Here is a 23413-nt window from a genome sequence, read left to right on the forward strand (position 1 = left end):
GCTGCAGACCGCGCTTAGCGGGCCGGTTTCGCCGGCGCGTCGGGCGCGGCGACGCGGCCCGCCCGGCGCCGGTTCTCGGCCGCCGCCGCTTCGAGCCCCGCGCCCATGGCGCGCAGATCGGCCGCCGACTTGCGCTTGGGGTCTTTGGCCGGCGTCGGGTCGAAGGCGCGATACTGCAACTGCTCGGACCGCGAGTCGCGCACGAAATCCTGCGCCGGCGGCGGCGGGGTGCGCAGCCCGGTCGCGTCGAAGATCCGCCCGATGAAGGCGCCGCCGCTCGACGGCGCCTCCTGCGCGAGCGCGGCGCCGGCGGCGAGGCTGAATGTCAGAACGAGGGCGAGACGCGCGAACATCATCTTTTAAGCAGGCCACAAAAATGCGGCGCGAGTAGGTCTGAGCAGCACGTTTTCGATGCGCGGTTAGGCGATCTGCGCGTAGACCGCGTCGATTTTCGCGCCGCGGTTGAGGCCCCGGTGGATCGAAATGTCGAGCCCGTCTTCGCGCGCCTGCGCGCCGTGGCGCCCGAGCAGGCGGCGCGCCGCCGCGTCGCTCTCGACAAAGGCGAAGCCGGTCGGACCCCAGGACGTCTGGCCGCCGCCGGTCGCGCCGTCGGCGAGCAGCCGCGCGACGATCGCCTCGACCTTGCCGCTGGTGAAGCGGCGTCCGCCCTGCGCCGGGGCGAAATGATCGCCGACGATCTCCTGAATGCGGGTCACTGCGGCGCCGAAGGGCGCAAGCTCCTTTTCGGCGAGCGCCGGCAGGATCTGCATCAGCACCAGCCGGCAGACTTCGCCGCTTGTTTCGGCGCCGAACGGCGGCAGTTCGGCGAAGGCGTCGCGCTCGTCCGCGCCATGCAGGCCGACATCGCCGGGATCGCAGACCAGCAGCACGCGCCACGCATCGGGAAATTCGGCGCGCGCGACGACGGGCGGCGTCGTCGTCTGCGGGCCGCGTCCGCCGTCGACGACGACGCCGCCGAGCTGAAAGAGGCCAGCGCCGAGCCCGGAGCGCGCGCCGCGCGCCATCAGCGCCGCGTCGGCGGCCGGGTCGTTCGGCAGGTCCTCGAGACGGCGCAGCGCCGCGCTCACCGCGAGCGCCAGCTGGGTGCCGGAGCCCAGGCCCGCATGGGCGGGAATCGCTTCCTCCAGCGTCAGCCTGTGGCGCTGCGTCAGGCCAAGCGCCTCCTGTGCGCGCGCCAGCAGCGCGGCGGCGCGCGTGGCCTCGGGGCCCTCGACGCGATTTTTGTCGGCGCGGGTCAGGGTCAGCCGGGTCGCCGGCGCGTCGAGCGCAAGGCCGACGCCCCCGAACTTGCGCCCAAGGCCGCCGTTCATGTCGAGAAAACCCAGATGCAGCCGGGCGCTGGCCGCGACGCTCACCTTTGCCGGCATGCCGCCTCTTTGGTGCAACTGAAGACTTCGGGTCGGTTTAGGCTATAACGCGTCTCAGCGAAAGAATGTTGCGGCGCAGAGCGCAAGAGGGGAGCCTGAGATGGCGAAGGAAGAGCGCGCATATTCCGAAGACGAGATCGCCGCGCGGCTGAAGAGCGAACTGCCGCACTGGCGCTACGAAAACGGATGGATCAGGCGCAAGTTCAAGACGCATGGCTGGAAGGGCACGCTGATGGTCGTCAATACGGTCGGCCATCTCGCTGAGGCCGCCTGGCACCACCCCGACATCGCCGCGTCCTACGCATGGGTCGAGGTGAAGCTTCAGACCCATACGGCCAAGGGAATCACCGACAAGGATTTCGAACTCGCCAAGAAGATCGAGGAGGTCGTCTCCTGGCGCCCGGGCAAGGCCGGCGGCGCGCTCGAAGGCACGCCCGAGAGCGACCAGCGCTTCGCCTATGTGAAATACGACGACTGACGGAACGCGCGCTTGGCTTTCGACGTTCAGGCGATCGCGACAGCGCGCGATCGCTTTCTTTCGCTGATCGGAACGCGCCCCGTCATCATGGGGATCGTCAACGTCACGCCCGATTCCTTCTCGGACGGCGGGCTGTTCGCGACGCGTGACGCCGCGCTGGCGCTGGCGCAGGCGCTCGTCAGCAATGGCGCCGACATCGTCGACGTCGGCGCCGAGTCGACGCGCCCTGGCCACACGCCGCTCACCGCGGAAGAGGAGTGGGCGCGGCTCGAGCCGCTGCTCGCCGCGCTGGTGGCGCAGGCGGGCGCGCCGGTGTCGATCGACACCTACAAAGCCGAGACGGCGCGGCGCGCGCTCTCGCTCGGCGTCTGTCTCGTGAATGATATCTGGGGCCTGCAGCGCGATCCTTTGATGGCGCCAACGATCGCGCAAGCCGGCGCCGCCGTCGTGATCATGCATAACCGCGAGACGACGGAGTCACAGATCGACATCGTCGCCGACATGAAGCGCTTCTTCGCCCGCTCGCTCGAGATCGCCCGGCGCGCCGGCGTGCCGGAGCGGCATATTCTGCTCGATCCGGGGGTTGGCTTCGGCAAGAGCCGCGAGCAGAACTATGAGGCGCTGCGCGCGACGCCGGAGCTGTTGGCGCTCGGCTTTCCGCTGCTCATCGGCGTCTCCCGCAAATCGATTTTTAAGGGCCTGGGCGACGGCGTCCTCGAGGGACGGCTTGTCGGCACGCTGGCGGCCAATCTTTTCGCCGCGCGCGACGGCGCGCAGGTGTTTCGCGTGCATGACGCCGCGGAGCATCGCGCGGCGTTCGAAGTCATGCGCATTCTCGCTGCGCGCGCGGGAGGTTGACGATGCGGGTCGGATTTGGGCTTGGCAGCAATCTCGGCGACAAGCCGGCCAATATTCGTGAGGCGCTGCGGCTGATCGAGGCGCGCGGGCTGGCGCGGCTCGATCGGATCTCGCGACTCTACCGCACGCCGCCCTGGGGCGATCTCGACCAGGGGGATTTCGCCAACGCCTGCGCCATCGGCGACACCACGCTCGCGCCCTATGAGCTGCTCGCCGCGGTCAAGAAGATCGAGGCGGATATGGGCCGCGCGCCGACGCGGCGTTGGGGGCCGCGGCTGATTGACGTCGATATTCTGTTCCTCGGCGACCACGCGATCGACGATCCGGAGCTGACCTTGCCGCATAAGGAGCTTTTTCGCCGCGGTTTCGTTCTCGCGCCGCTTGCCGAAATTGCCCCTGAACTTGAACTGGACGGCGTCACCATGCGCGCGGCGCTGGCCGGCGCTGACGCGAGCGGCGTGCGTCTGTGGTCGGACGAATAGCGGCCCACCCCGGATGGTTGCCTATCTTCGCGGCGCAGCATTCACTGCCGCTCGGGCGTCGGCAGTAAATTTTGTGATCGTAAATAATAATATATTACAATAGGCTGTGAAGAATTGTGCGCCGCGCTATGATTACGCTTGGAGCCTCGCTAGGGTAGGTATTTTACCATCCACTAGGGTTGTATTGGCTATTCGATAGATTGTTTTGCTCTATACTAACGGGTATTGTGATTATCGGGGGTTATTGGAATGTTGCGGCACGCTGAGCTGGGTCTACGGTCTGCTCTTTCAAGGGGCGGGTTGGGGATTTTGGCTTAGGCGGCGACGTCGGTTTTCGTCCGATAACAACAAGCAGCCGGGTTCTGGGGATTTTGGGGATTTGCTCGCCTTTGGGCGGGGGGCTCCGGGGTTTTCGGGAAGGCTGCGGCAGACAAGGGCGGTTTTGCGTGTTTTTAGAAGAAGACGCGCTTTCGCTTTGCTTTACGAAACGAGGACGAAGCGGCTCCGTTGTGGGAGGCGGAGCGATACCGGTCACGCGCAATTCCCTGGGAGCACATTGGAGGAGAAGGGTATGAGCTCAACGACTGACACAGCAGCCCGCGCTGCTGCTGGCACGGAAGCTGTAGTAGACCTGAAGGGCATGTGGATCGGCTTGGCCGTTCTGAACGGGTTCTATCTGGTCGTCCGGATTTACGAGCAGGTTTTTGGCTGGCGCGCCGGCCTTGATTCGTTCGCTCCGGAGTTTCAGACATATTGGATGTCGATCCTTTGGACCGAGATTCCGCTTGAGCTGATCTCCGGCATTGGCCTTGCGGGCTTTCTTTGGAAGACGCGCACGCGCGACTTCTCGAACCTGGCGCCGCGCGAAGAGATGCGCCGCCTGGTTGTCGAAGTGCAATGGCTCGTTGTTTACGCCGCGGCCATTTACTGGGGCGCGTCGTTCTTCACGGAGCAGGACGGCACCTGGCACATGACGGTGATTCGCGACACGGACTTCACGCCGTCGCACATCATCGAGTTCTACATGAGCTACCCGATTTACTCGGTGATCGCGGTGGGCGGCTTCTTCTATGCGAAGACGCGTCTTCCGTATTTCTCCAAGGGCTATTCGGTTGCCTATCTGATCGTGGCGATTGGCCCGTTCATGATCATCCCGAACGTCGGCCTGAATGAGTGGGGCCACACGTTCTGGTTCATGGAAGAACTGTTCGTTGCGCCGCTGCATTGGGGCTTCGTGTTCTTCGGCTGGATGGCGCTCGGCGTGTTCGGCGTCGTGCTTCAGCTGCTGATGAACATTCAGCGCCTGATCGGCAAGGAAGGCGTCGCCCTCCTGACCGAGTAATCCGAGACTTCGCCGCCCGCTTTAAGGCGGGCGGCGTCTGGCTCTGAGCTTTTCGCGAAAACCAGAGAGCTTTTGCCTGTCGCTTTGGCGAATGGGGTGGCTTGTTGCGGTCGAGAAGGGGTCTTCGGGCTCTGGGTTGATCGGGGGCGAAAAGCTTTAAGCGATGCGGCCGGCGGGAGCTCCGCCGTCCGGGCGCCGGCGGCGGGAAGGCCTGCCGGAGCCATAAGGAAAGAACTCGGGCTTTACGGGTTCGAGAAACACCAAGGAGAAGAGTGATGTCACAATCGAAAAGCGGGGGGGCGGTCGGTCCGTTCAACTCCGTCGCCGAGGCGGCGGGTTGCGTTCAGACGGTCGACTGGATGCTTCTTGTTCTTCTGTTCTTCGCCGTTCTTGGCGGCTACCACGTCCACTTCATGTTGACGGCGGGCGACTGGGACTTCTGGGTTGACTGGAAGGATCGTCGTATGTGGCCGACGGTCGTGCCGATTCTCGGCGTGACCTTCTGCGCCGCGGCGCAGGCGTTCTGGTGGGTGAACTTCCGTCTGCCGTTCGGCGCGGTGTTCGCGGCTCTTGGCCTGCTGATTGGCGAGTGGATCAACCGCTACGTCAACTTCTGGGGCTGGACCTACTTCCCGATCAGCCTTGTGTTCCCGTCCGCTCTGATCGTTCCGGCGATCTGGCTTGACGTGATCCTGCTTCTGTCGGGCTCCTATGTGATCACGGCGATTGTTGGTTCGCTCGGCTGGGGTCTGTTGTTCTACCCGAACAACTGGCCGGCGATTGCGGCGTTCCACCAGGCGACGGAGCAGCATGGTCAGCTGATGACGCTTGCGGATCTGATCGGCTTCCACTTCGTCCGCACCTCGATGCCGGAATATATCCGCATGGTCGAGCGCGGCACGCTGCGCACCTTCGGTAAGGACGTTGTGCCGGTTGCGGCGTTCTTCTCGGGCTTCGTCTCGATGATGGTGTATTTCCTGTGGTGGTTCATGGGTCGTTGGTATTCGACGACCAAGATCATCGACACGATCTAAGCCACGTCGGGTGCTGCGGCGCTGAACGGGCGCCGCGGCGGCCTGCAAGAAAGAAGAGCGGCGGGCTGGAAGCTTTTTTAAGAGCGAAGGTCCGCTGCGAGAGACAAGACCGGTTGGCGCGCGAGGCGGCGGCCGGGAAGAGGAACCTGGGAGGTTTATCGATGAAAAAGTTCGTCAAGCTCGCCGCGATTGGCGCGGCGGCGGCTGTGGCGGCGACCCTGGGAGCTGTTGCTCCTGCGTCGGCGCACGGCGAAAAGTCTCAGCAGGCGTTTCTTCGGATGCGCACGTTGAACTGGTATGACGTTCAGTGGTCGAAGACGACGGTGAACGTCAATGAAGAGATGGTGCTGTCGGGCAAGATCCATGTGTTCTCCGCCTGGCCGCAGGCGGTCGCCAATCCGCGCGTGTCGTTCCTGAACGCCGGCGAGCCCGGTCCGGTTCTGGTTCGTACGGCGCAGTTCATCGGCGATCAGTTTGCGCCGCGTTCGGTGTCGCTTGTTCCTGGCAACGACTACGCCTTCTCCATCAACCTTCGCGGTCGTCGCGCGGGCCGTTGGCACGTTCATGCGCAGGTCAACGTCGAGGGCGGCGGTCCGATCATCGGCCCCGGCCAGTGGATCGAGATCAAGGGCGACATGAAGGACTTCACCGATCCGGTGACGTTGCTTGATGGCTCGACGGTCGACCTCGAGACCTACGGCATCAGCCGCGTTTACGCGTGGCATCTGCCGTGGCTTGCGGTTGGCGCGGCGTGGATCCTGTTCTGGTTCGTCCGTAAGGGCGTCATCGCTTCTTATCTCCGTGTCGCCACCGGCAAGGTTGATGAGCAGGTGACTGACGACGACAAGCGGATTGGCGCGATTGTCCTGGCGTTGACCATTCTGGCGACGATCGTCGGCTACGCTGTGACGAACTCGACCTTCCCGCGCACGATCCCGCTTCAGGCGGGCTTGCAGAAGCCTCTGACGCCGCTCGTTACGGACGGCACGGCGGGCGTCGGCAAGGAGCGCGTGACGGCCGATCTGAACGGCGGCGTCTACAAGGTTCCTGGCCGTGAGCTGACGATCAACGTCAAGGTCACGAACACGACCTCCGAGCCGCTTCGCCTTGGCGAATATACGGCGGCCGGCCTGCGCTTCCTGAACCCTGACGTGTTCACGACGAAGCCCGACTTCCCGGACTATCTGTTGGCCGACCGCGGTCTGTCGACGGACCCGACGCCGATCGCGCCGGGCGAGACCAAGGAAATCGCCGTGAAGGTGCAGGACGCGCGTTGGGACATCGAGCGTCTGTCTGACCTGGCTTACGACACCGACAGCCAGATCGGCGGCCTCTTGATGTTCTTCTCGCCGACGGGTCGCCGCTTCGCGGCCGAAATCGGCGGTCCGGTCATTCCGAAGTTCGTCGCGGGCGATATGCCCTAAGCGATACTGACGAATTGAACTAAAAAGCCCCCGGCCCATAAAGCCGGGGGTTTTCTTTTAAGGCGGCCCCGCGAAGCCTTGCGGATCGGGGATGCGCCGCAGTCGCGCAGCAAAGCGCCGCGGCGTAGCAAACGGCTGCGCACAGAGGTAGCGCATTCGCGGCCAAATGAAACGAAACGACAGCCTTCGCGCCCTTGGCGCCTCGCTGCTTCTATTTCTCTGTTTCTACTGGCGCTTGTTTCATCAAGCGACGCTCACTATAAAATACGGGGGTTGAGGCTGCCTCTAGCCGGCGGCGCATTCGAGCCCCGCTCAGAGGCTGCGCCCCTTCCATCGCCTCGGCATTGCGCCTGAGGAGCCCACGGCGAACACGATGTCCGACCTCACCGAAGTCTTCCGCGCCGGCGCGGCGAACGCCTGGATTTTCGCGCCGAGCGCAGTGGCGTTGGGCGCGCTGCACGGGCTCGAACCGGGTCACTCGAAGACGATGATGGCTGCCTTCATCGTCGCGGTTCGTGGCACGGTGGCGCAAGCGGTGCTGCTCGGCCTCGCGGCGACCATTTCCCATACGGCGATCGTCTGGGCCGTGGCGCTGACCGGGCTTTATCTCGGCGCGCAACTGAACGTCGAAGCGAACGAACCCTATCTGCAGATTGTCTCTGGCGTGTTGATCATCGCCGTCGCGCTTTGGATGATTTGGCGAAGCTGGCGCGATATCGCCGCCAAAGGCGCCGTGACGGCGGCTGCGTGCGAAGGCGGGCTGCTTCCGGCCGGCGCCAGCGCCGCTCATGACCATTCGCACAATGGCGCGCATGTTCACGGGCATGTTCACGAGCATGTTCACGTCCATGACGGCGGCGTTCCGCATAGCCATCAGGAAGAGGAATTCGAGAGCGAACTCCTGGACGTCGATCCCACCGTCTATGCTGACGCGCATGAGCGCGAACATGCGTTAGATATCGAGCGGCGCTTCGCCAGTCGCCGCGTGACGACTGGACAGATCATTCTCTTCGGCCTGACGGGCGGACTCATCCCCTGTCCCGCGTCGATCACCGTTCTGCTGCTTTGCCTGCAGGTCGGGCGCATCGGACTTGGCGCGCTGCTTGTGCTCTGCTTCAGCGTCGGTCTGGCGCTGACCCTCGTGCTTGTCGGAGTGGCGGCGGCGCTCGGCATGCGTCACGCCGCGTCGCGCTGGCCAGGATTGGAAGCGCTGGCGTCCCGCGCCCCCTATGTTTCAGGCGCGATCGTCGCCGCCGTCGGCGCCTATACGATCGCAATGGGCGCAGCCGCGCTGGCGTAAGGCTATTTCCCTAGGTGAAACGCCGACTTCGTCACATTTGCGGTGATCGGGGCCTCGAGGAAAAAGTCGAGCACGGCGTCAACCCTCGGATCTACGGCGTAGGTCGAGAAGTCGGTCATGCCTTCTTCCGCCAGAACGCTCACGTCGATGAAGAAATTGCCGGTGCAGGTCTTCGCTTCACGAACGAGAACGGCGTGCGCGGCGTCCGCCACGATCTCCGGTTTTCGCGACCGGCGGAGCAGTTCGTCGCCGCCCAGAAGATTGCCCACCGCGGCCGTCGCGATCGCGGTCTCCGGCCACAGCGAATTCACGGCGACGCCATCTGAGGCGAGATCCTTCGCGAGGCCGAGCGTCACGAGGCTCATCCCATATTTCGACATTGTGTAGGCGAGGTTGGGCGAAAACCACTTGGGGTTCAGATCGAGCGGCGGCGATAGCGTCAGGATGTGGGGATTGGCGGATTTGCGCAGATGCGGCAGCGCCGCCTTGCAGCACATATAGGTTCCGCGCGCGTTGATCTGATGCATCAGATCGAAGCGCTTCATCTCGAGCGCGTCGATCCCGCGCAGATCTATGGCGCTGGCGTTGTTGACGAGGATGTCGATCCCGCCAAAGCATGAGACGGCCTGACCGACCGCCGCTTGAACCTGATCCTCGAAGCGAATGTCGCAAGGAATGGCGAGCGCTTGACCGCCCGCCGCTTCGATCTCTGCCGCCGCAGTGTAGATCGTGCCAGGAATTCTCGGATTTTCGGTCACGCTCTTCGCCGCGACGACGACATTCGCGCCGTCGCGCGCGGCGCGCATCGCGATCGCGAGCCCGATTCCTCGGCTCGCGCCGCTGATAAAGAGCGTCTTTCCGGCGAGCGAGCGCGTCGTCATCGGCGTCATCGCGCGCTCCCGCCGGCATTCGTCATGGAAAGCGCGCGCCGCCTCACGCGGCGACCTGCGCCGGATAGCCCGCTTCGCTGATCGCCTTGGCGAGCGCCTGGGCGTCCTTGGGGGCGGGCGTGACATCGACCTTGCCCGTGGCGAGATCGACCTTGACGTCGGCGTTCGGCTCCACGGCTTGCACCGCCTTGGTGACATGTTTCACGCACATATTGCAGGTCATGTCTTGAACATTGAATGTTGTCATCGCTTCCTCCTTGTTGTCTTTTTCCGCCGCTTCCGTTTCGACAGGCGCCGCCTCCGCGCCGGAATCGGCGCTTGCGATGACGGGAGCCTTGAAGCGGCGCAGTCGCAACGCATTGGTCAGTACGAAAACGCTCGACAGCGCCATGGCCGCCGCGCCGAACATCGGCGAGAGCAGCATGCCGTTGACGGGATAGAGCGCGCCTGCTGCGACCGGTATGAGCACGACGTTATAGCCGAACGCCCAGAACAAATTCTGCTGGATGTTGCGCATCGTCGCGCGCGAGATTGCGAGCGCCGCCGGCACCTTGGCGAGATCGCCCGACATCAGCACTACGTCAGCGGCTTCGATCGCGATGTCGGTTCCCGTGCCGATGGCGATCCCGGCGTCGGCGGCGGCGAGCGCCGGCGCGTCATTGACGCCGTCGCCGACGAAGGCGATCTTGTTGGTCTCGCGGAGGCGCTCGAGCGCCGCGACTTTCCCGTCGGGAAGGACGCCGGCGACGACCTCGTCAATTCCCAGTCTCGCGGCGATGGCCTTCGCCGTACGCGCGTCATCGCCCGTGATCATCGCGGTTTTCACGCCGAGCGAATGGATCGCGTCGATCGCGGCGCGGCTCGTCGGCTTCAGATCGTCGGCGACGGAGAGTATGGCGCCGAGCTTCCCGTCGACCGCGACGTAAAGCGGCGTCTTGCCTTCCCCGGCGAGCCTCTGGGCGTCCTGCGCGAAGGGCGAAGCGTCGAGGCCGAGCGACGCCATGAAGCGCTCTGCGCCAATGGCGACGGTCTTTCGGTCGACGATCCCCGTGACGCCCATGCCGGCGATCGATTTGAAGTCGGCGCAGGGGGAAAGCGCCAGATTCGCGGCCTTGGCGGCGACGACCAGCGCCGCGCCCACGGGATGTTCGGACTGCGCTTCGACGCTCGCGGCAAGCCGCAGAAGCTCGTTCTCGTTCTTACCGGGCGTCGCGACGAGATCGGTCAGGCGCGGCTTGCCATACGTCAGCGTGCCGGTCTTGTCGAAGGCGATGAGGGTGACGTCGCGCAGCGTCTGCAGGGCTTCGCCCTTGCGAAACAGCACGCCGAGCTCCGCCGCCCGGCCGGTGCCGGTCATGATCGCCGCCGGCGTCGCCAGCCCCATGGCGCAGGGGCAGGCGATAATCAGCACGGCGACCGCGTTGACGAGCGCATAGGTCAGTCGCGGCTCCGGCCCGATCAGCATCCAGACGACGAAGGTCAGCGCCGCGACGGCGAAGACAGCCGGGACGAAGACGGCGGTGACGCGGTCAACCACAGCCTGAATCGGCAGCTTGGCGCCCTGCGCCTGCTCGACCATGCGGATGATGCCGGCGAGCGTCGTATCGGCGCCGACACGGGTGGCGCGAAACGAGAACGCGCCGGAGCCGTTGACGGTCGCGCCGGTGACGGCGGCGCCCGTCCTCTTTGCAACCGGCGTCGGTTCGCCTGTGACCATCGACTCATCGACATGGGACGCGCCCTGCGTGACCACGCCGTCGGTCGGAATGCGCTCGCCCGGCCGCACCAGCACGATGTCGCCGACGCGCACGTCGTCGATATCGACGTCGACGGTCGCGCCGTCGCGCTCGACGCGGGCGGTCTTCGGCTGAAGCCGCGCCAGCGCCCGGATCGCCTCCGACGTGCGGCCCTTGGCGCGCGCCTCGAGATAGCGGCCAAACAGGATGAGGGTGACGATGACGACCGCCGCTTCATAATAGACATGCACCGAGCCGGCCGGCAGCACCTGGGGCGCAAAGGTCGCGACGACGGAATAGAGATAGGCGCTGAGCGTGCCCGTGGCGACGAGGGCGTTCATGTCGGGCTGGCGCCGCAACAGCGACGGAATCCCCTTGAGGAAGAAAACCAGGCCCGGTCCAAACAGCACGACGCTGGCGAGCAGGAAGGAAATCTCGCGGATCCTCGCCTCGCCGATCACGCCCATCGTCCAGTGATGGACGGGGGGGATCAGATGCCCGCCCATTTCGACCACGAAGATCGGCGCCGTCAGAGTCGCGGCGACGATGAGGCGGAAGCGCAGCGCGCGCATCTCTTCCTCACGTCGCAGCCTCTCGCGATCGGCGCCGCCGGAATCGGTTTCGATCGCGCGCGGCTCGTAGCCGGCCTGTGAAATCGCCCGGCGCAGGCGGTCTGTCAGGCCGGGCCCGGCGAGCGCGCGCACGGTCGCGCGTTCGGTCGCGAGATTGACTTTCGCTTCCATCACGCCTGGAACGGCGCTGAGCGCTTTTTCGACATGCGAGACGCAGGAGGCGCAGGTCATGCCGCCGACGCCGATCTCAATCGTCTCGACGACCGCCTCGTAGCCCGCGTCCGAGACCGATTTTACCAGCTGCGTGAGACTCGCCCCCGGCGCCAGAGAAACCTCCGCCCGTTCAGTCGCGAGATTGACGCTGGCGGCGTTAACGCCCGGCGTATGCGCAAGCGCCTTCTCGACATGCGACACGCAGGAGGCGCAGGTCATGCCTCGGACGGTGAAGTCGAGGCGTTCCCCGCCAGGTAAAGGAGTTTGAGCGTTCATACTTGCCGCCTCGTTCACAACGCCCACGCGCATCAGTTTAAAGCCACCGCCGCGTGCGCGCCATATAGGACCGATAATCGTCGCCAAATTTCCCAAGAAGATGCCGCTCTTCGGGCGTGATCGCCAGCTTCGTCAGCCCAAAAGCGAGAACTGGCGTTAACAATAGCGTGAAGGGCGAGCCGAGGAAGAGACCAAGTCCAAAGATCAAGGCGACATGCGAGATATAGATCGGATTGCGCGAAAAGCGGAACGGCCCCTCGGTCACGAGAAAGGACGCGGCGCGATGCGGCATGATGGTTGTTTGATGGCGCGAGAGGATGCGAAAGCACCAGACGTCATTGGCCAGCGCGAGGACGACGATCGCTGCGCCGGCGAGCTGGGTGATAGAAGAAAAGGCGCGATCGGTGAGCGAAGCCCCTGTCGCGGCGTCGAGCGCCAGCCCGACCGCCAAGGTCATCGCCATCAGGATCGGCGGCCAGGGCATACGGGAGGGGGGCGCGCTTGCGCCGATCTGCGCGTTCATCGCGGCTCCTATCAGTGGAAAACGCTTCTCTTTAGATCGCGGTTGCGGGCGTTCGTTTCAAGTGCGCCCTTGTCAAGAGCGGCTTGACGGTTGTCCTGGAGGCTGTCAAGATCGGCTTGACATCCGATCGCCCCTGGACATGCGAGAGCTGCATGCTGGCCTTGCCTAAACGTAAACTGCGCTGCTCATTCTGCAAGAAGTCGGAGACGCAGGTCGCGCGGCTCATCGGCGGCGCCGCCGGGGGCTATATTTGCGAAGATTGCGTCGGAATCTGCAACACGATTCTTGACGCAGCGCCTTCGCCGTTCAAAAGCTGGGACGACCTCACCGACGAGCAGCTGCTGACCTCGATCAAGGCGAGCGAGGCCAGCGTGGCGGCGCTGCATTCACTGATCCACGCGCAAGTCGCGGCGCTTCGCAAACGCGAGGTGAGCTGGACGGCGATCGGCAAGGTCCTGGGCGTTTCCCGTCAGGCCGCCTGGGAGCGTTTCTCCTGATCGAGCATCGATCCTCCATGCTTGAGCGCTACGCGCAAGATCTTGCGAGCCTCGCCGCGCGCGGCAGGCTGCGCTCGCTCGCTTCGCGCGCCGGACTGGATTTCGCGTCGAATGACTATCTGGCTTTCGCCGAGTCGCCGGAACTCGCCGCGGCCGTGACGGCGGCGCTCGCGCGCGGCGTTCCCGTTGGCGCCGGCGGTTCGCGGCTGTTGCGCGGCAATCATCCGGAGCATGAAGCTCTGGAAGAGGACGCGGCGCGTTTTTTTGGCGCGGAAAGCGCGCTCTATTTCAGTGGCGGCTTTACCGCCAATGAAGCGCTGCTCTCCACGGCGCCGCAGCGTGACGATCTCATTCTCTATGACGCGCTCGCGCACGCCAGCGCCCATGAGGGTATGCGACTGTCGCGCGCGCCAAATGCGAAATTCCCTCATAATAACGTCGGCGCCGCCGAGGATGCGATCCGCGCCTGGCGCGGAAAGGGCGGAACCGGGCAAATCTGGATCGTCGTGGAAAGCCTTTACAGCATGGACGGCGACAAGGCGCCGCTCGATGATCTCTATGCGCTTGCCGCTAGGCACGACGCCTTTCTGCTGATCGACGAAGCGCATGCGACGGGCGTCTATGGCCCAGGCGGGCGTGGACTTGCGGCGCGTTTTGAAGGCGCGGAGAACGTCGTCACGCTGCATACGTGCGGCAAGGCGCTGGGAATCGCCGGCGGTCTGCTCTGTCTGCCGCGCGTCATGCGCGACTTCATGGTCAATCGCTGCCGGCCGTTCATTTTCGCGACTGCGCCTTCGCCCGTTATGGCCGCTTGCGTGCGTGCGGCGCTCAAGATCATCGAAGCAGCCGACGATCGGCGCGCCGAGCTGATGTCGCGCATCGATTTCGCCGGCGCCGAACTGCGCAGGCTCTGCTCGATCGAACCTTCGGGCAGCCAGATCCAGCCCATCATCGTCGGCGCCGACGTCCGTGCGACGACTCTGGCGTCGCGCATGCAGGCGCATGGCTATGACATTCGCGCCATTCGTCCCCCGACCGTGCCGGACAGCTCCGCGCGCTTGCGCATCGCGCTGACGCTCAATACGAGCAAAGATGACGTCGCGCGCATGATCGCGCATCTTGGCGCAGAACTCGCGAGGCTCGAACCATGAACCGCCGCTTCGTGATCGTGGGAACCGATACGGACGTCGGCAAGACGGTCGTCTCCGCCGCGCTCGTCGGCGCACTCAACGCCTGTTACTGGAAGCCGGTGCAGTCGGGCCTCGATGGCGAGACGGACTCGCAGATCGTCGCGCGGCTTTCGGGCGCCCCGGCCGCGCATATTTTCCCAGAAGCCTGGCGGCTGCGTCGACCGGCCTCGCCGCATCTTGCCGCGCGCGACGAGGGCGTCGAAATCGACGCCGCCGCGCTGAATCCCCCGCCATGCGACGCTCCTCTGATCATCGAGACGGCCGGCGGCGTGCTGACGCCGCTCAGCGACCGCGCGCTGACCATCGACGTGCTCGAACGCTGGCGCTTGCCGGTCATACTCGTCGCGCGCACGCGCCTTGGCACGATCAATCACAGCCTGCTCACGCTCGAAGCCTTGCGCAGACGCGGAATCTCAATCGCCGGAATCATTTTCGTCGGCGACGCCGACGCCGATGCGCAACATTCGATCGAGACGATCGGCGGCGCGCGCATTCTCGGCCGTCTGCCGAAGCTCGATCCTCTGAATAAAAAGACGCTCGGCGCGGCGTTTAGCGCCGCGATCGCGCGCGACGCTTTCGGGAGCTGCGCATGAGCATCGTCACTGACTCGCCGGTCTGGCGGCCGTTCACGCAGCATGCGCTGCAGCCCGGCGCCTTCAAGATCGCGCGCGCCGAAGGCGCCTGGCTTGAAGCCGAGGACGGCGCGCGCTTTCTCGACGCCATTTCGTCCTGGTGGGTCATCACGCACGGCCACCGCCACCCGGCCATCATGCAGGCGATCCGCGAAGAAACCGAGCGGCTCGATCAGATCATCTTCGCCGGCTTCACTCATGAGCCCGCGGAAGCGCTGGCGCGGCGCCTTGTGGCGTTGACGCCGCCGGGACTCGACTACGTGTTCTATTCCGACAGCGGCTCCACCTGCGTCGAAGTGGCGATCAAGATGGCGCTCGGCTTCTGGCGCAATCGCGGCGAAGCGCGCACGCGCATCGTCGCGCTCGAACACGGCTATCACGGCGATACGATCGGCACGATGTCCGTCGGCGCGCGATCGCCCTTCAATGCGCCTTACGAGCCGCTGCTCTATGAGGTCTCGCGCATTCCTTTCCCCTCGCGTGGGCGCGAGCAGGAGACGCTCGACGCGCTGGAGCGCGCCTGCCGCGACCGACCCGCCGCCCTGCTGGTCGAGCCGCTCATTCTTGGCGCGGGCGGCATGCTCTTCTACGGCGCCGATACGCTTGCGGAGATGCAGCGCATCTGCGCGCAACACGGCGTGCTGTTCATCGCCGATGAGGTGATGACGGGCTTTGGCCGCACGGGAACGCTCTTCGCCTCCGAGCAGGCGGGCGTCGTTCCGGACATCGCCTGCTACGCCAAGGGCCTCACCGGCGGCGCGCTGCCGCTCGCCGTCACCATGTGCAAGCGCGAAATTTTCGAGGCGCATCTATCGCCGGAGCGCGCGCGCGCTTTTTTTCATTCGAGCTCCTACACCGCCAATCCGATCGCCTGCGCCGCGGCGCTCGCCAATCTCGACGTCTGGGCGACGGGCGAACCCGCCGCCCGCGTCGCGGCGCTGTGCGACATGCAGGCGACGCGGCTTGCGCGCTTTGCGTCCGATGCGCGCTTCTCCAACGTCCGCCAGCTCGGAATCATCGCGGCGCTCGATCTCAATATCGTGCAGGGCGGCTATCTGGCGACGATCGCGCTCGATCTGATGCGCTTCTTCAACGCGCGCGGACTTTTGATGCGTCCGCTCGGGCCGACGATCTATGTGTTTCCGCCATACTGCGTCGAGGCGGCCGAACTCGATCTCGTCTATGACGCGATCAGCGAGGCGGCCGATTGCTTCGGCGGCTCTACGTAAAGCGATCGTTAGCCTTTGAGCTCGGTGCGCACGCTCTTGCCGCGCCCCTCATCGGCGACGGTATTCTTGCGCGCGAGAAATTCGTCCTTGAGCGCGCGCCGCAAAATTTTGCCGACGTTGCTCTTGGGCAGGCTCTCGCGAAATTCGTAATAACGCGGAACCTTGTAGCTCGTCAGTTGCTCATGCGCGAAAGCGCGCAACTCTTCGCGTGTGAGGCTCGGATCGCGCGCCACGACAAACGCCATCGGCGCTTCGCCGGAATGTTCATTCGGCACGCCGATGACAGCTGCTTCCTTCACCTTGGGGTGTTCGACGAGGACGGATTCGACTTCGTTTGGATAGACGTTGAATCCCGAGACGAGAATCATGTCCTTCAACCGATCGACGATCTTGATGAGCCCGTCGGGCGCCATCACCGCGATGTCGCCCGTCTTGAGAAAACCGTCGGCGGTCAGGGCTTTCGCGGTTTCATCCGGCCGGCGCCAATAGCCGCCCATCAACTGCGGCCCCTTGATGCAGAGTTCGCCGCGCTCGCCAAGGGGGACGGGCTCGCCCTCGGGCGAGCGCACCGAGATTTCCGTCGATGGCACGGGGTAGCCGATCCCGCCGGTGAACTCTGCGATTGTCGGCTTGTTGATCGTGACGATCGGCGACGTTTCCGTCAGTCCATAGCCTTCGACGATCGGCTTGCCGGTGAGCGCCTTCCACTTCTTCGCCACGACTTCCTGAGTCGACATGCCGCCGGAGATGGTCAGAAGAAGATTGGAATAGTCGACCGAGCTGGCGGTGGAATGGTCGGCGATCGCCGCGTAAAGCGTGTTGACGCCGGAGAACAGCGTGAATGTCGATTTGCGCAGTGTCGCGATCAGGCCCTTGATGTCGCGCGGATTGGCGATCAGCAGGCAGCAACCGCCGGTCTTCACCACAAGCAGCAGGCACGCGGTCAGTCCGAAAATATGGTAGAGCGGCAGCGCCGTCACCATGATCAGCGGCTTGTTTCCGAGATAAGGCTTCAGCCAGGCCCAGGATTGCTCGGCATTGGCGGCGACGTTGCGATGCAGCAGCATGGCCCCCTTGGCGACGCCGGTGGTGCCGCCGGTATATTGCAGAAAGGCGATGTCGTCTGGCCCGATTGGCGGCGGCTTAAGCGTCTCCTCGCCGCCCGCCTGCAACACATGCGCGAAGCCGACGCAGCCGGGCAGCCGATAGGCGGGGACCATGCGTTTGACCCAGCGCGAGACGAAATTGACGATCAGTCCGCGCAGACCCATCAGGTCTCCGGGCTTCATGATCACCGCACGTTCGACTTTCATGTGCGGCCAGGCGGCGGCCGCCGTATGCGCGAAGTTTTCGAACACGAACAAGAAGCGCGCGCCGGAGTCGTTCAGCTGGTGCTCGAGCTCATGCGGCGTGTACAGCGGATTGACGTTCACAACGACGCCGCCAGCGAGCAGGACGCCAAAGAGCGTCGCCGGATAGGCAAGGACGTTGGGCGACATGATCGCGACCCGATCGCCTTTTCTTAGTCCGCGCGTCTGCAGCCAGGCGGCGACGGCGACCGCCGCGCGGCCGAGTTCCTCGAAGGTGAGCGTGGCGCCGAAACTCTCCATCGCCGGCCGCTCGGCGAATTCCGCAACGCTCGCGTTGAAAATATTGACCAGCGTCGAATAGGAAGATTCGTCGATGTCCGCCGGGACGCCAGCGGGGTAGGACGAGAGCCAGGGCCGCTTGACGTAGGGGTCCTCTCGTTGTTGTTCCGCGCTTGTCATGTCGTCCTGGACCTCCGCGAGGCGGCGTCGATCTCGCATTGCGAATCGTCCGCGCCGCCCATGTGCTTATATTCAAGATAGCGCGTCTCGCGTCGCATGAGGCCATTCTCGCCGCAATCATTATGTTGCGTCGCCGCGAGCGGCGTCACGCCGTCCCGGGTGGCGCCAGCCCGAGGCCGAAGAGCAGCGAAACGCCGAGCGCCAGAACGAGAATTGCGGCGATGAACTCGCCGCCGCGGGCGATGATGACCGCGCGCCGCGAATCCTTCGCGCCAAACCGCATCGCGGCGCTCTTGGCGTAAACAGCCGTCGCGGCGAGGGCGCTCGTCGTAATCGCCGTTCCCGCCGACATGGCGATGACAGCGCCGGCGCCGGCGGCGAAAAGACCCTGCGACAGGGTGAAGACCAGCACCAGAATGGCCCCCGAGCAGGGGCGCAGGCCGGCGGCGACGACGGTCGCGGCCGCGTCGGCGAGGCGAAATTTTGGCCCTCCCAATGTCGAAGGGTCCGGCGCGTGGCGGCAGGTCGCGTCATGCACATGCGTCGGGTCGTCGATGGCCTCGCAAATGAAGCCGCGCGCCGTTGGGGCGATTGCAGGCATGCGGAGGGCCGCCGCGAGCGCGTGGCCTTTCACCCAGGCGAGCCGCGCGCCGAGCGCCGCGACCGCCGCATAGCTCGCAAGTTCGATCAGGCGGGTCGCGCCGTTCATTTGACTCGCGGTCGCGCGAAAAAACACCGCCGCCGCGCCGACGACGGCGATCGCGACAAGTCCCTGCAGCAGCGCGGCCAGCGTCGCAAGCAGCAGACCGCGGCGCAGCGCCGTTTCATTGGCGAGCATGTAGGATGCAAGCACCGCCTTCCCGTGGCCGGGTCCGGCGGCGTGAAAGGCGCCATAGGCGAAACTCGCCGCCGCGAGCGCGAAGAAAGCGGAAGGATCGGTCTTCAGCGCGCGGACGGCGGCGTGTAGCTCAGCGTGGAACTTGCTTTGCCAGGCAAGGATAAGGCCGGCGACGCCCGTCGCAGTCGCGGTCGATTCTTGCGCGCCGACCGCAAACGGGTGGCGCGGCGCGCCCCAAGCCGATGAGGCGGCCATCAGGGCCAGCGCCGCGGCGGCGACGCCGAGCCAAACCACCCTCCGCCCAATCTTCACGGACAGGCCACGATCGCGCGCGTCGCCAGCTTCATGCCGAAATCGGCTCCCGGCGACATGTTCTGAAAGAACGCTTCGCTCAGTTTCTGGCTTTCATTCGCCACGAGCGGCGCAGGTTCGACGAGACTGAGCGAGCATCCGGCCGGCGCTCCCGCGAGCGTCACGGGATCCTTCTTTTCCAGTCCGAAGGAGACGAAATAGGTCGGGTCATAAACCTGAAAGGAGAACGGCTTTTTCGCCGCGACCGGCTGCTGCAGCGGCAGGAAGAAGCGCAGCGTGACGATCTTCTTGTCATTGGCTTCGAGCGTCACATTCTCCGGCTCTTTGAACGCAAGCTTGGCGCTGTTCTGCTTGGCGAAGGTGAAAAATTCGAATTCGGCCAGCGACTCGACGTTCGTCTTGGCGAGCGGCGCAAGTTCTTCCCGGGTGGGCGGTTTGCCGTCTTTTCCGAGCCCCTGGACGGCATAGGCCGAATACATTTCGTCGAATTCCCAAGCGTGTTGAACGCCCGAGATTTTCCCGTCTGGCGTGAATACGACCTCGCTGCGCACCGCCACCCAGACATGGGGGTGCGCGAAAGCCGCGCCGATTCCCAGCGCCGTCGTCAAAAGAATGAGAATCGAGTTTATTTTCAGCTTCATGCGAGTCTCGCGCTTAGGCGGCGAAGGCGGCGAAAACGCGGCGCAGGCTCCCGCTTCGAGCCTGTGCATGCTAGCAGATCCGTCCTTGAAAAGGCGCTTCCGTGTGGCATAAGGTGGCGGAATAGAATCGGCGCTAGTGGGGCGCCTCTGCGGCGGAAGGCCGCCCGGCTGGGTCGTTGAACCGGATTCATTCACGGGTTGATCCTTGCTTTAGCGTGTGAGCGCAAGAGTCCCAAGCGCGCTTCGCCCCGATTTCTCGCAGGAGAGCAGTAATGGCGGACATCGCCGCCGGCGACGCAAAGACCGGCTCCGCCTTTGCCGAGGCGTCGCTCTCCGATCGATTTGATCTCGACAGGTCGCGCGTTCTGATCACCGGCACCCAAGCGATCGTGCGCATGCTCCTGATGCAGAAGGAGGCGGACCGCCGCGCTGGATTGAACACTGCGGGCTTCGTCACCGGCTACCGCGGCTCGCCGCTCGGGGGCGTCGACGCGCAGATGCACAAGGCCAAGGCGCTCTTCGACGCCAACAATATCTTGTACATGCCCGGGCTCAACGAGGATCTCGCCGCGACCGCCATCTGGGGCGCGCAGCAGGCCGAGATGCGCGGCGAAGGCAGATATGACGGCGTCTTCTCGCTCTGGTACGGCAAAGGTCCAGGCATCGACCGCAGCGGCGACGCCTTCCGCCACGTCAATCTCGCCGGCACGTCGCGCTACGGCGGCGCGCTGGCCCTCATGGGCGACGATCACACCGCCGAATCCTCAACCACCGCGCATCAGTCGGATTATCATTTCGTCGATGTGATGATCCCGATCCTGTCGCCGGCCGGCGTGCAGGAAATTCTCGATTACGGGCTTTACGGCTTTGCCCTGTCGCGCTTCGCGGGCGTGTGGGTCGGCCTCAAGCTCCTCAAGGATACGGTCGAGTCGACGGCGTCGATCGACGGTTCGCTCGACCGCATCCGGCCGATCGTCCCGCCCTCTTTCTTCATGCCGCCGGGCGGCCTCAACATCCGTCCTGGCGATCCGGTCCTTTCGCAGGAAGCGCGCATGCAGGAGAGCAAGCGCGACGCAATGCTCGCCTTCATCCGCGCCAATCGATTGAACCGCATCATTACCTCCGGCGGCGCCAATCCGAAAATCGGCGTCATCACCGTCGGCAAGTCTTATCTCGACGTGCGCCAGGCGATGGACGATCTCGGCCTCGACGAGGTGAAGGCGAACGATCTCGGTCTGCGCCTATACAAGATCGCCGCGCCCTGGCCGCTGGAGCCGCAGGGTCTGCGTGAATTCGCCCGCGGCCTCGACCTCATCATCGTCGTCGAGGAGAAGCGCTCGCTCATTGAAGTGCAGCTGCGCGAGGAACTGTACGGCGCGCCGCATCAGCCGCTCTGCATCGGCAAGAAGGACGAGCGCGGCGAATGGCTGTTCCCGGTCAAGGGCGCTCTCGACTCCAACGACGTCGCCATCGCTATCGGCCGACGGCTGTTGAAATATCATTCGCTCGAAGAGCTGGAGGCGCGCGTGCGCCGGCTCGAAAAGCTGCAGGATCGCCGCCGGACGATGACCGACGTCACCGTTCGCGTGCCGCATTTTTGCGCCGGCTGCCCGCATTCGACGTCGACCCATGTGCCTGAGGGCTCGCGCGCCTACACCGGCATTGGCTGCCATTACATGGCGCAATGGATGGACCGCTCGACGGAGGGTTACACCCATATGGGCGGCGAAGGCGCGAACTGGATCGGCGAGGCGCCGTTCTCGACGCGCAAGCATATGTTCCAAAATCTCGGCGACGGCACCTATAATCATTCGGGATCGCTCGCCATCCGCTTTGCCGTCGCGACCAACACCAACATCACCTTCAAGATTCTCTTCAACGGCGTCGTCGCGATGACCGGCGGCCAGAAGCATGAAGGCGAGCTGACCGTCGAGACGATCGCGCGGCAGGTCTCGGCCGAAGGCGTGCAGAAGATCGCCCTTGTCTCCGATGAGCCTGGCAAATATGCGCCGACGATCGGCTGGCCGCCGGGCCTGACGATCCATCATCGCAATGTCCTCAACGAGGTGCAGCGCGATCTGGCGCAAACGGACGGCGTCACCGTCCTCATCTATGATCAGACCTGCGCGACCGAAAAGCGTCGCCTGCGCAAGCGCGGGCTGATGAATGATCCGGATTCGCGCGTCATCATCAACGAACTCGTGTGCGAGGGCTGCGGCGACTGCGGCACGGCGTCGAACTGCGTCGCGGTGCAGCCGGTTGAAACTGAATTCGGCCGCAAGCGGCGCATCGACCAGTCCGCCTGCAACAAGGACTTTTCCTGTCTCGAGGGGTTCTGCCCGAGCTTCGTCACCGTACATGGCGGGCGCATGAAGAAGGCGCCGCTGCCCTCGACGCAGGACGACGGCGGACTGCCGGCGTTGCCGGAGCCTGCGATCGCCGAGATCGGCGCCGTGCCTTACGGCGTTCTCATCGCCGGTCTTGGCGGCACGGGCGTCGTCACCGTTTCCGCCATTCTCGGCATGGCCGCGCATCTCGAGGGCAAAGGCGTTGGAGTCATCGATATGGCCGGCCTCGCGCAGAAGGGCGGGGCGGTCTATTGCCACGTGAAAATCGGCCGCACGCCGGCGGACGTTCACGCCATCCGCATCGCTGCGGGCGAAGCCGATCTTCTGCTCGGCTGCGACCTCGTCGTCGCCGGCGCGAAACAGGTGCTCGCCGCCGTCGAGCAGGGCAAGACGGCGGTGCTCGTCAACAGCGCCGAAGTGTTCCCCGGCGATATCGAGCGCAATCCCGACTTCGTGCTGCCGTCGGAAGAGATCAAGCAGGCGATCCGCCGCGCGGGCGGGCCGGAATCGAGCTTCATCGACACCACGGCGCTCGCGCAGGCGCTGCTCGGCGACTCGATCGCCGCGAATATTTTCATCCTCGGCTACGCGTGGCAGAAGGGCTATCTCCCGCTGTCGGAGGCGGCGATCCTGCGCGCCATCGAACTGAACGGCGAATCCGTGCCGATGAATCAATCGGCCTTTTTGTGGGGTCGGCGCGCCGCGCATGATCTGAGCAGCGTGCTCGCCACCGTTAAGTCGCTGCGCCAGCCCAATGGCGATCGCGAGAAAGCGAAGACGCTCGACGACATCATCGAACGTCGCGCGGCTTTTCTCGTCGGTTACCAGAACGAAGCCTACGCCGCCCGCTATCGCGCGCGCGTCGAAAAGATCGCGAGGCTCGAAGCTGCGCGCGCGCCAGGCTCGCGCGAACTCACCGAGGCGGTCGCCCGCTATCTCTTCAAGTTGATGGCGGCGAAAGACTATTATGAAGTCGGACGGCTGTACACGGACGGCGCCTTCCAACGTCAGCTTAAGGAAACTTTCGAGGGCGATCTTCGCCTCGAACTGCATCTTGCGCCCAACTTCCCGTCCCTTCAGCGCAAGACCGACTTCGGCGGCTCGCGCAAGATCACCTTCGGTCCCTGGATGTTCAAGGTGCTGCGCCTGTTGGCGCGGATGAAGAGCTTGCGCAACACCTGGTTCGACGTCTTCCGTTTCGACCACGATCGCGTGGTCGAGGGCAGGTTGCTGAAGGACTACGAAGCGCTGCTCGAGGAATTTGCCGCTTCGCTGACGCGGGAAAACCATGCTAGCGCCGTGGCGCTGGCGCGCGTGCCCGAATACATCCGCGGGTTTGGCCACGTCAAGGCGCGTCACATCGCGGCGGCGGACGCCGAGCGCGAGCGGCTCATGGCCGAATATCGCCAGCCAAGCGCGGTGAAACTCGCCGCCGAGTGAG

General features: G+C 64.7%; 20 protein-coding genes. 12 read left to right on the top strand and 8 right to left on the bottom strand.

What is annotated here, in order from left to right:
- Positions 1-14: 14 nt before the first annotated feature.
- Entirely contained in the window at positions 15-356 is a 342-nt protein-coding gene (locus ACPS74_RS14525) for a hypothetical protein (protein WP_029649661.1), read from the bottom strand.
- Between the two features lie 63 nt (positions 357-419).
- The gene (locus tag ACPS74_RS14530; RefSeq protein WP_029649663.1) at positions 420-1388 is read right to left on the bottom strand and encodes a beta-ribofuranosylaminobenzene 5'-phosphate synthase family protein; all 969 of its coding nucleotides are present in this window, start codon (positions 1386-1388) and stop codon (positions 420-422) included.
- A 100-nt stretch (positions 1389-1488) separates the two neighbouring features.
- Here ACPS74_RS14530 and ACPS74_RS14535 point away from each other — a divergent pair, with 100 nt between their 5' ends.
- The 7 genes from ACPS74_RS14535 (at position 1489) to ACPS74_RS14565 (ending at position 8306) form a co-directional block, all read left to right on the top strand.
- A complete protein-coding gene (locus tag ACPS74_RS14535) occupies positions 1489-1866 on the top strand; it encodes a 4a-hydroxytetrahydrobiopterin dehydratase (protein WP_018407292.1) in 378 nt (125 codons plus the stop codon).
- A gap of 12 nt (positions 1867-1878) precedes the next feature.
- Positions 1879-2724 carry a dihydropteroate synthase gene (gene folP, locus ACPS74_RS14540; RefSeq protein ID WP_036241678.1) on the top strand — a complete coding sequence of 282 codons (846 nt, stop codon included), beginning with the start codon at positions 1879-1881 and terminating at the stop codon, positions 2722-2724.
- 2 nt (positions 2725-2726) lie between these two features.
- Positions 2727-3206 (top strand): 2-amino-4-hydroxy-6-hydroxymethyldihydropteridine diphosphokinase, encoded by a 480-nt coding sequence (gene folK, locus ACPS74_RS14545; protein ID WP_029649668.1) that lies wholly within the window; start codon positions 2727-2729, stop codon positions 3204-3206.
- A 571-nt stretch (positions 3207-3777) separates the two neighbouring features.
- Complete coding sequence (amoC, locus tag ACPS74_RS14550; protein WP_026222791.1) at positions 3778-4548, top strand: bacterial ammonia monooxygenase, subunit AmoC; 771 nt, start codon at positions 3778-3780, stop codon at positions 4546-4548.
- Positions 4549-4823: 275 nt separating this feature from the next.
- On the top strand, positions 4824-5582 hold the full coding sequence (amoA, locus tag ACPS74_RS14555) for a bacterial ammonia monooxygenase, subunit AmoA (protein WP_014892304.1): 759 nt from the start codon (positions 4824-4826) through the stop codon (positions 5580-5582).
- Between the two features lie 161 nt (positions 5583-5743).
- Positions 5744-7006, top strand: a complete 1263-nt coding sequence (gene amoB / locus ACPS74_RS14560; protein WP_018408664.1) for a bacterial ammonia monooxygenase, subunit AmoB — start codon at positions 5744-5746, stop codon at positions 7004-7006.
- A gap of 373 nt (positions 7007-7379) precedes the next feature.
- The gene (locus tag ACPS74_RS14565; RefSeq protein ID WP_029648761.1) at positions 7380-8306 is read left to right on the top strand and encodes a nickel/cobalt efflux transporter; all 927 of its coding nucleotides are present in this window, start codon (positions 7380-7382) and stop codon (positions 8304-8306) included.
- A gap of 2 nt (positions 8307-8308) precedes the next feature.
- On the opposite strand, the gene ACPS74_RS14570 is transcribed toward ACPS74_RS14565, so the two are convergent.
- From ACPS74_RS14570 to ACPS74_RS14580, 3 genes are read right to left on the bottom strand one after another with little or no spacing between them, the layout of a single operon-like run.
- Positions 8309-9196: an SDR family oxidoreductase gene (locus ACPS74_RS14570; protein WP_029648760.1), complete on the bottom strand. Its 888-nt coding sequence runs from the start codon at positions 9194-9196 to the stop codon at positions 8309-8311.
- A gap of 43 nt (positions 9197-9239) precedes the next feature.
- On the bottom strand, positions 9240-11993 hold the full coding sequence (locus ACPS74_RS14575; RefSeq protein ID WP_029648759.1) for a heavy metal translocating P-type ATPase: 2754 nt from the start codon (positions 11991-11993) through the stop codon (positions 9240-9242).
- A gap of 37 nt (positions 11994-12030) precedes the next feature.
- Positions 12031-12516 (bottom strand): methyltransferase family protein, encoded by a 486-nt coding sequence (locus tag ACPS74_RS14580; RefSeq protein WP_029648758.1) that lies wholly within the window; start codon positions 12514-12516, stop codon positions 12031-12033.
- 152 nt (positions 12517-12668) lie between these two features.
- Here ACPS74_RS14580 and ACPS74_RS14585 point away from each other — a divergent pair, with 152 nt between their 5' ends.
- From ACPS74_RS14585 to ACPS74_RS14600, 4 genes are read left to right on the top strand one after another with little or no spacing between them, the layout of a single operon-like run.
- On the top strand, positions 12669-13013 hold the full coding sequence (locus tag ACPS74_RS14585; RefSeq protein WP_029648757.1) for a ClpX C4-type zinc finger protein: 345 nt from the start codon (positions 12669-12671) through the stop codon (positions 13011-13013).
- Positions 13014-13030: 17 nt separating this feature from the next.
- Positions 13031-14164, top strand: coding sequence for an 8-amino-7-oxononanoate synthase (locus ACPS74_RS14590; protein WP_029648756.1), 1134 nt, complete (start codon positions 13031-13033; stop codon positions 14162-14164).
- Complete coding sequence (gene bioD / locus ACPS74_RS14595) at positions 14161-14796, top strand: dethiobiotin synthase (protein ID WP_029648755.1); 636 nt, start codon at positions 14161-14163, stop codon at positions 14794-14796. The genes ACPS74_RS14590 and bioD overlap by 4 nt, the downstream gene beginning before the upstream one ends.
- Positions 14793-16064, top strand: a complete 1272-nt coding sequence (locus ACPS74_RS14600) for an adenosylmethionine--8-amino-7-oxononanoate transaminase (RefSeq protein WP_029648754.1) — start codon at positions 14793-14795, stop codon at positions 16062-16064. Before bioD ends, ACPS74_RS14600 begins: the two co-directional genes overlap by 4 nt.
- 8 nt (positions 16065-16072) lie before the next feature.
- Here ACPS74_RS14600 and ACPS74_RS14605 read toward each other — a convergent pair whose 3' ends face one another.
- The 3 genes from ACPS74_RS14605 to ACPS74_RS14615 form a co-directional block, all read right to left on the bottom strand.
- A complete protein-coding gene (locus ACPS74_RS14605; RefSeq protein ID WP_029648753.1) occupies positions 16073-17833 on the bottom strand; it encodes an AMP-binding protein in 1761 nt (586 codons plus the stop codon).
- 145 nt (positions 17834-17978) lie between these two features.
- Positions 17979-18983 carry a high frequency lysogenization protein HflD gene (locus ACPS74_RS14610; protein ID WP_036241397.1) on the bottom strand — a complete coding sequence of 335 codons (1005 nt, stop codon included), beginning with the start codon at positions 18981-18983 and terminating at the stop codon, positions 17979-17981.
- A complete protein-coding gene (locus ACPS74_RS14615) occupies positions 18980-19693 on the bottom strand; it encodes a DUF1007 family protein (RefSeq protein ID WP_036241390.1) in 714 nt (237 codons plus the stop codon). The genes ACPS74_RS14610 and ACPS74_RS14615 overlap by 4 nt, the downstream gene beginning before the upstream one ends.
- Before the next feature lie 203 nt (positions 19694-19896).
- On the opposite strand from ACPS74_RS14615, the gene ACPS74_RS14620 reads away from it, so the two are divergent.
- A complete protein-coding gene (locus tag ACPS74_RS14620) occupies positions 19897-23412 on the top strand; it encodes an indolepyruvate ferredoxin oxidoreductase family protein (protein WP_029648750.1) in 3516 nt (1171 codons plus the stop codon).
- Position 23413 lies beyond the last annotated feature (1 nt).

It is taken from the genome of Methylocystis sp. SB2 (assembly GCF_049817085.1).
In the GTDB taxonomy this organism is placed as follows: domain Bacteria; phylum Pseudomonadota; class Alphaproteobacteria; order Rhizobiales; family Beijerinckiaceae; genus Methylocystis; species Methylocystis rosea.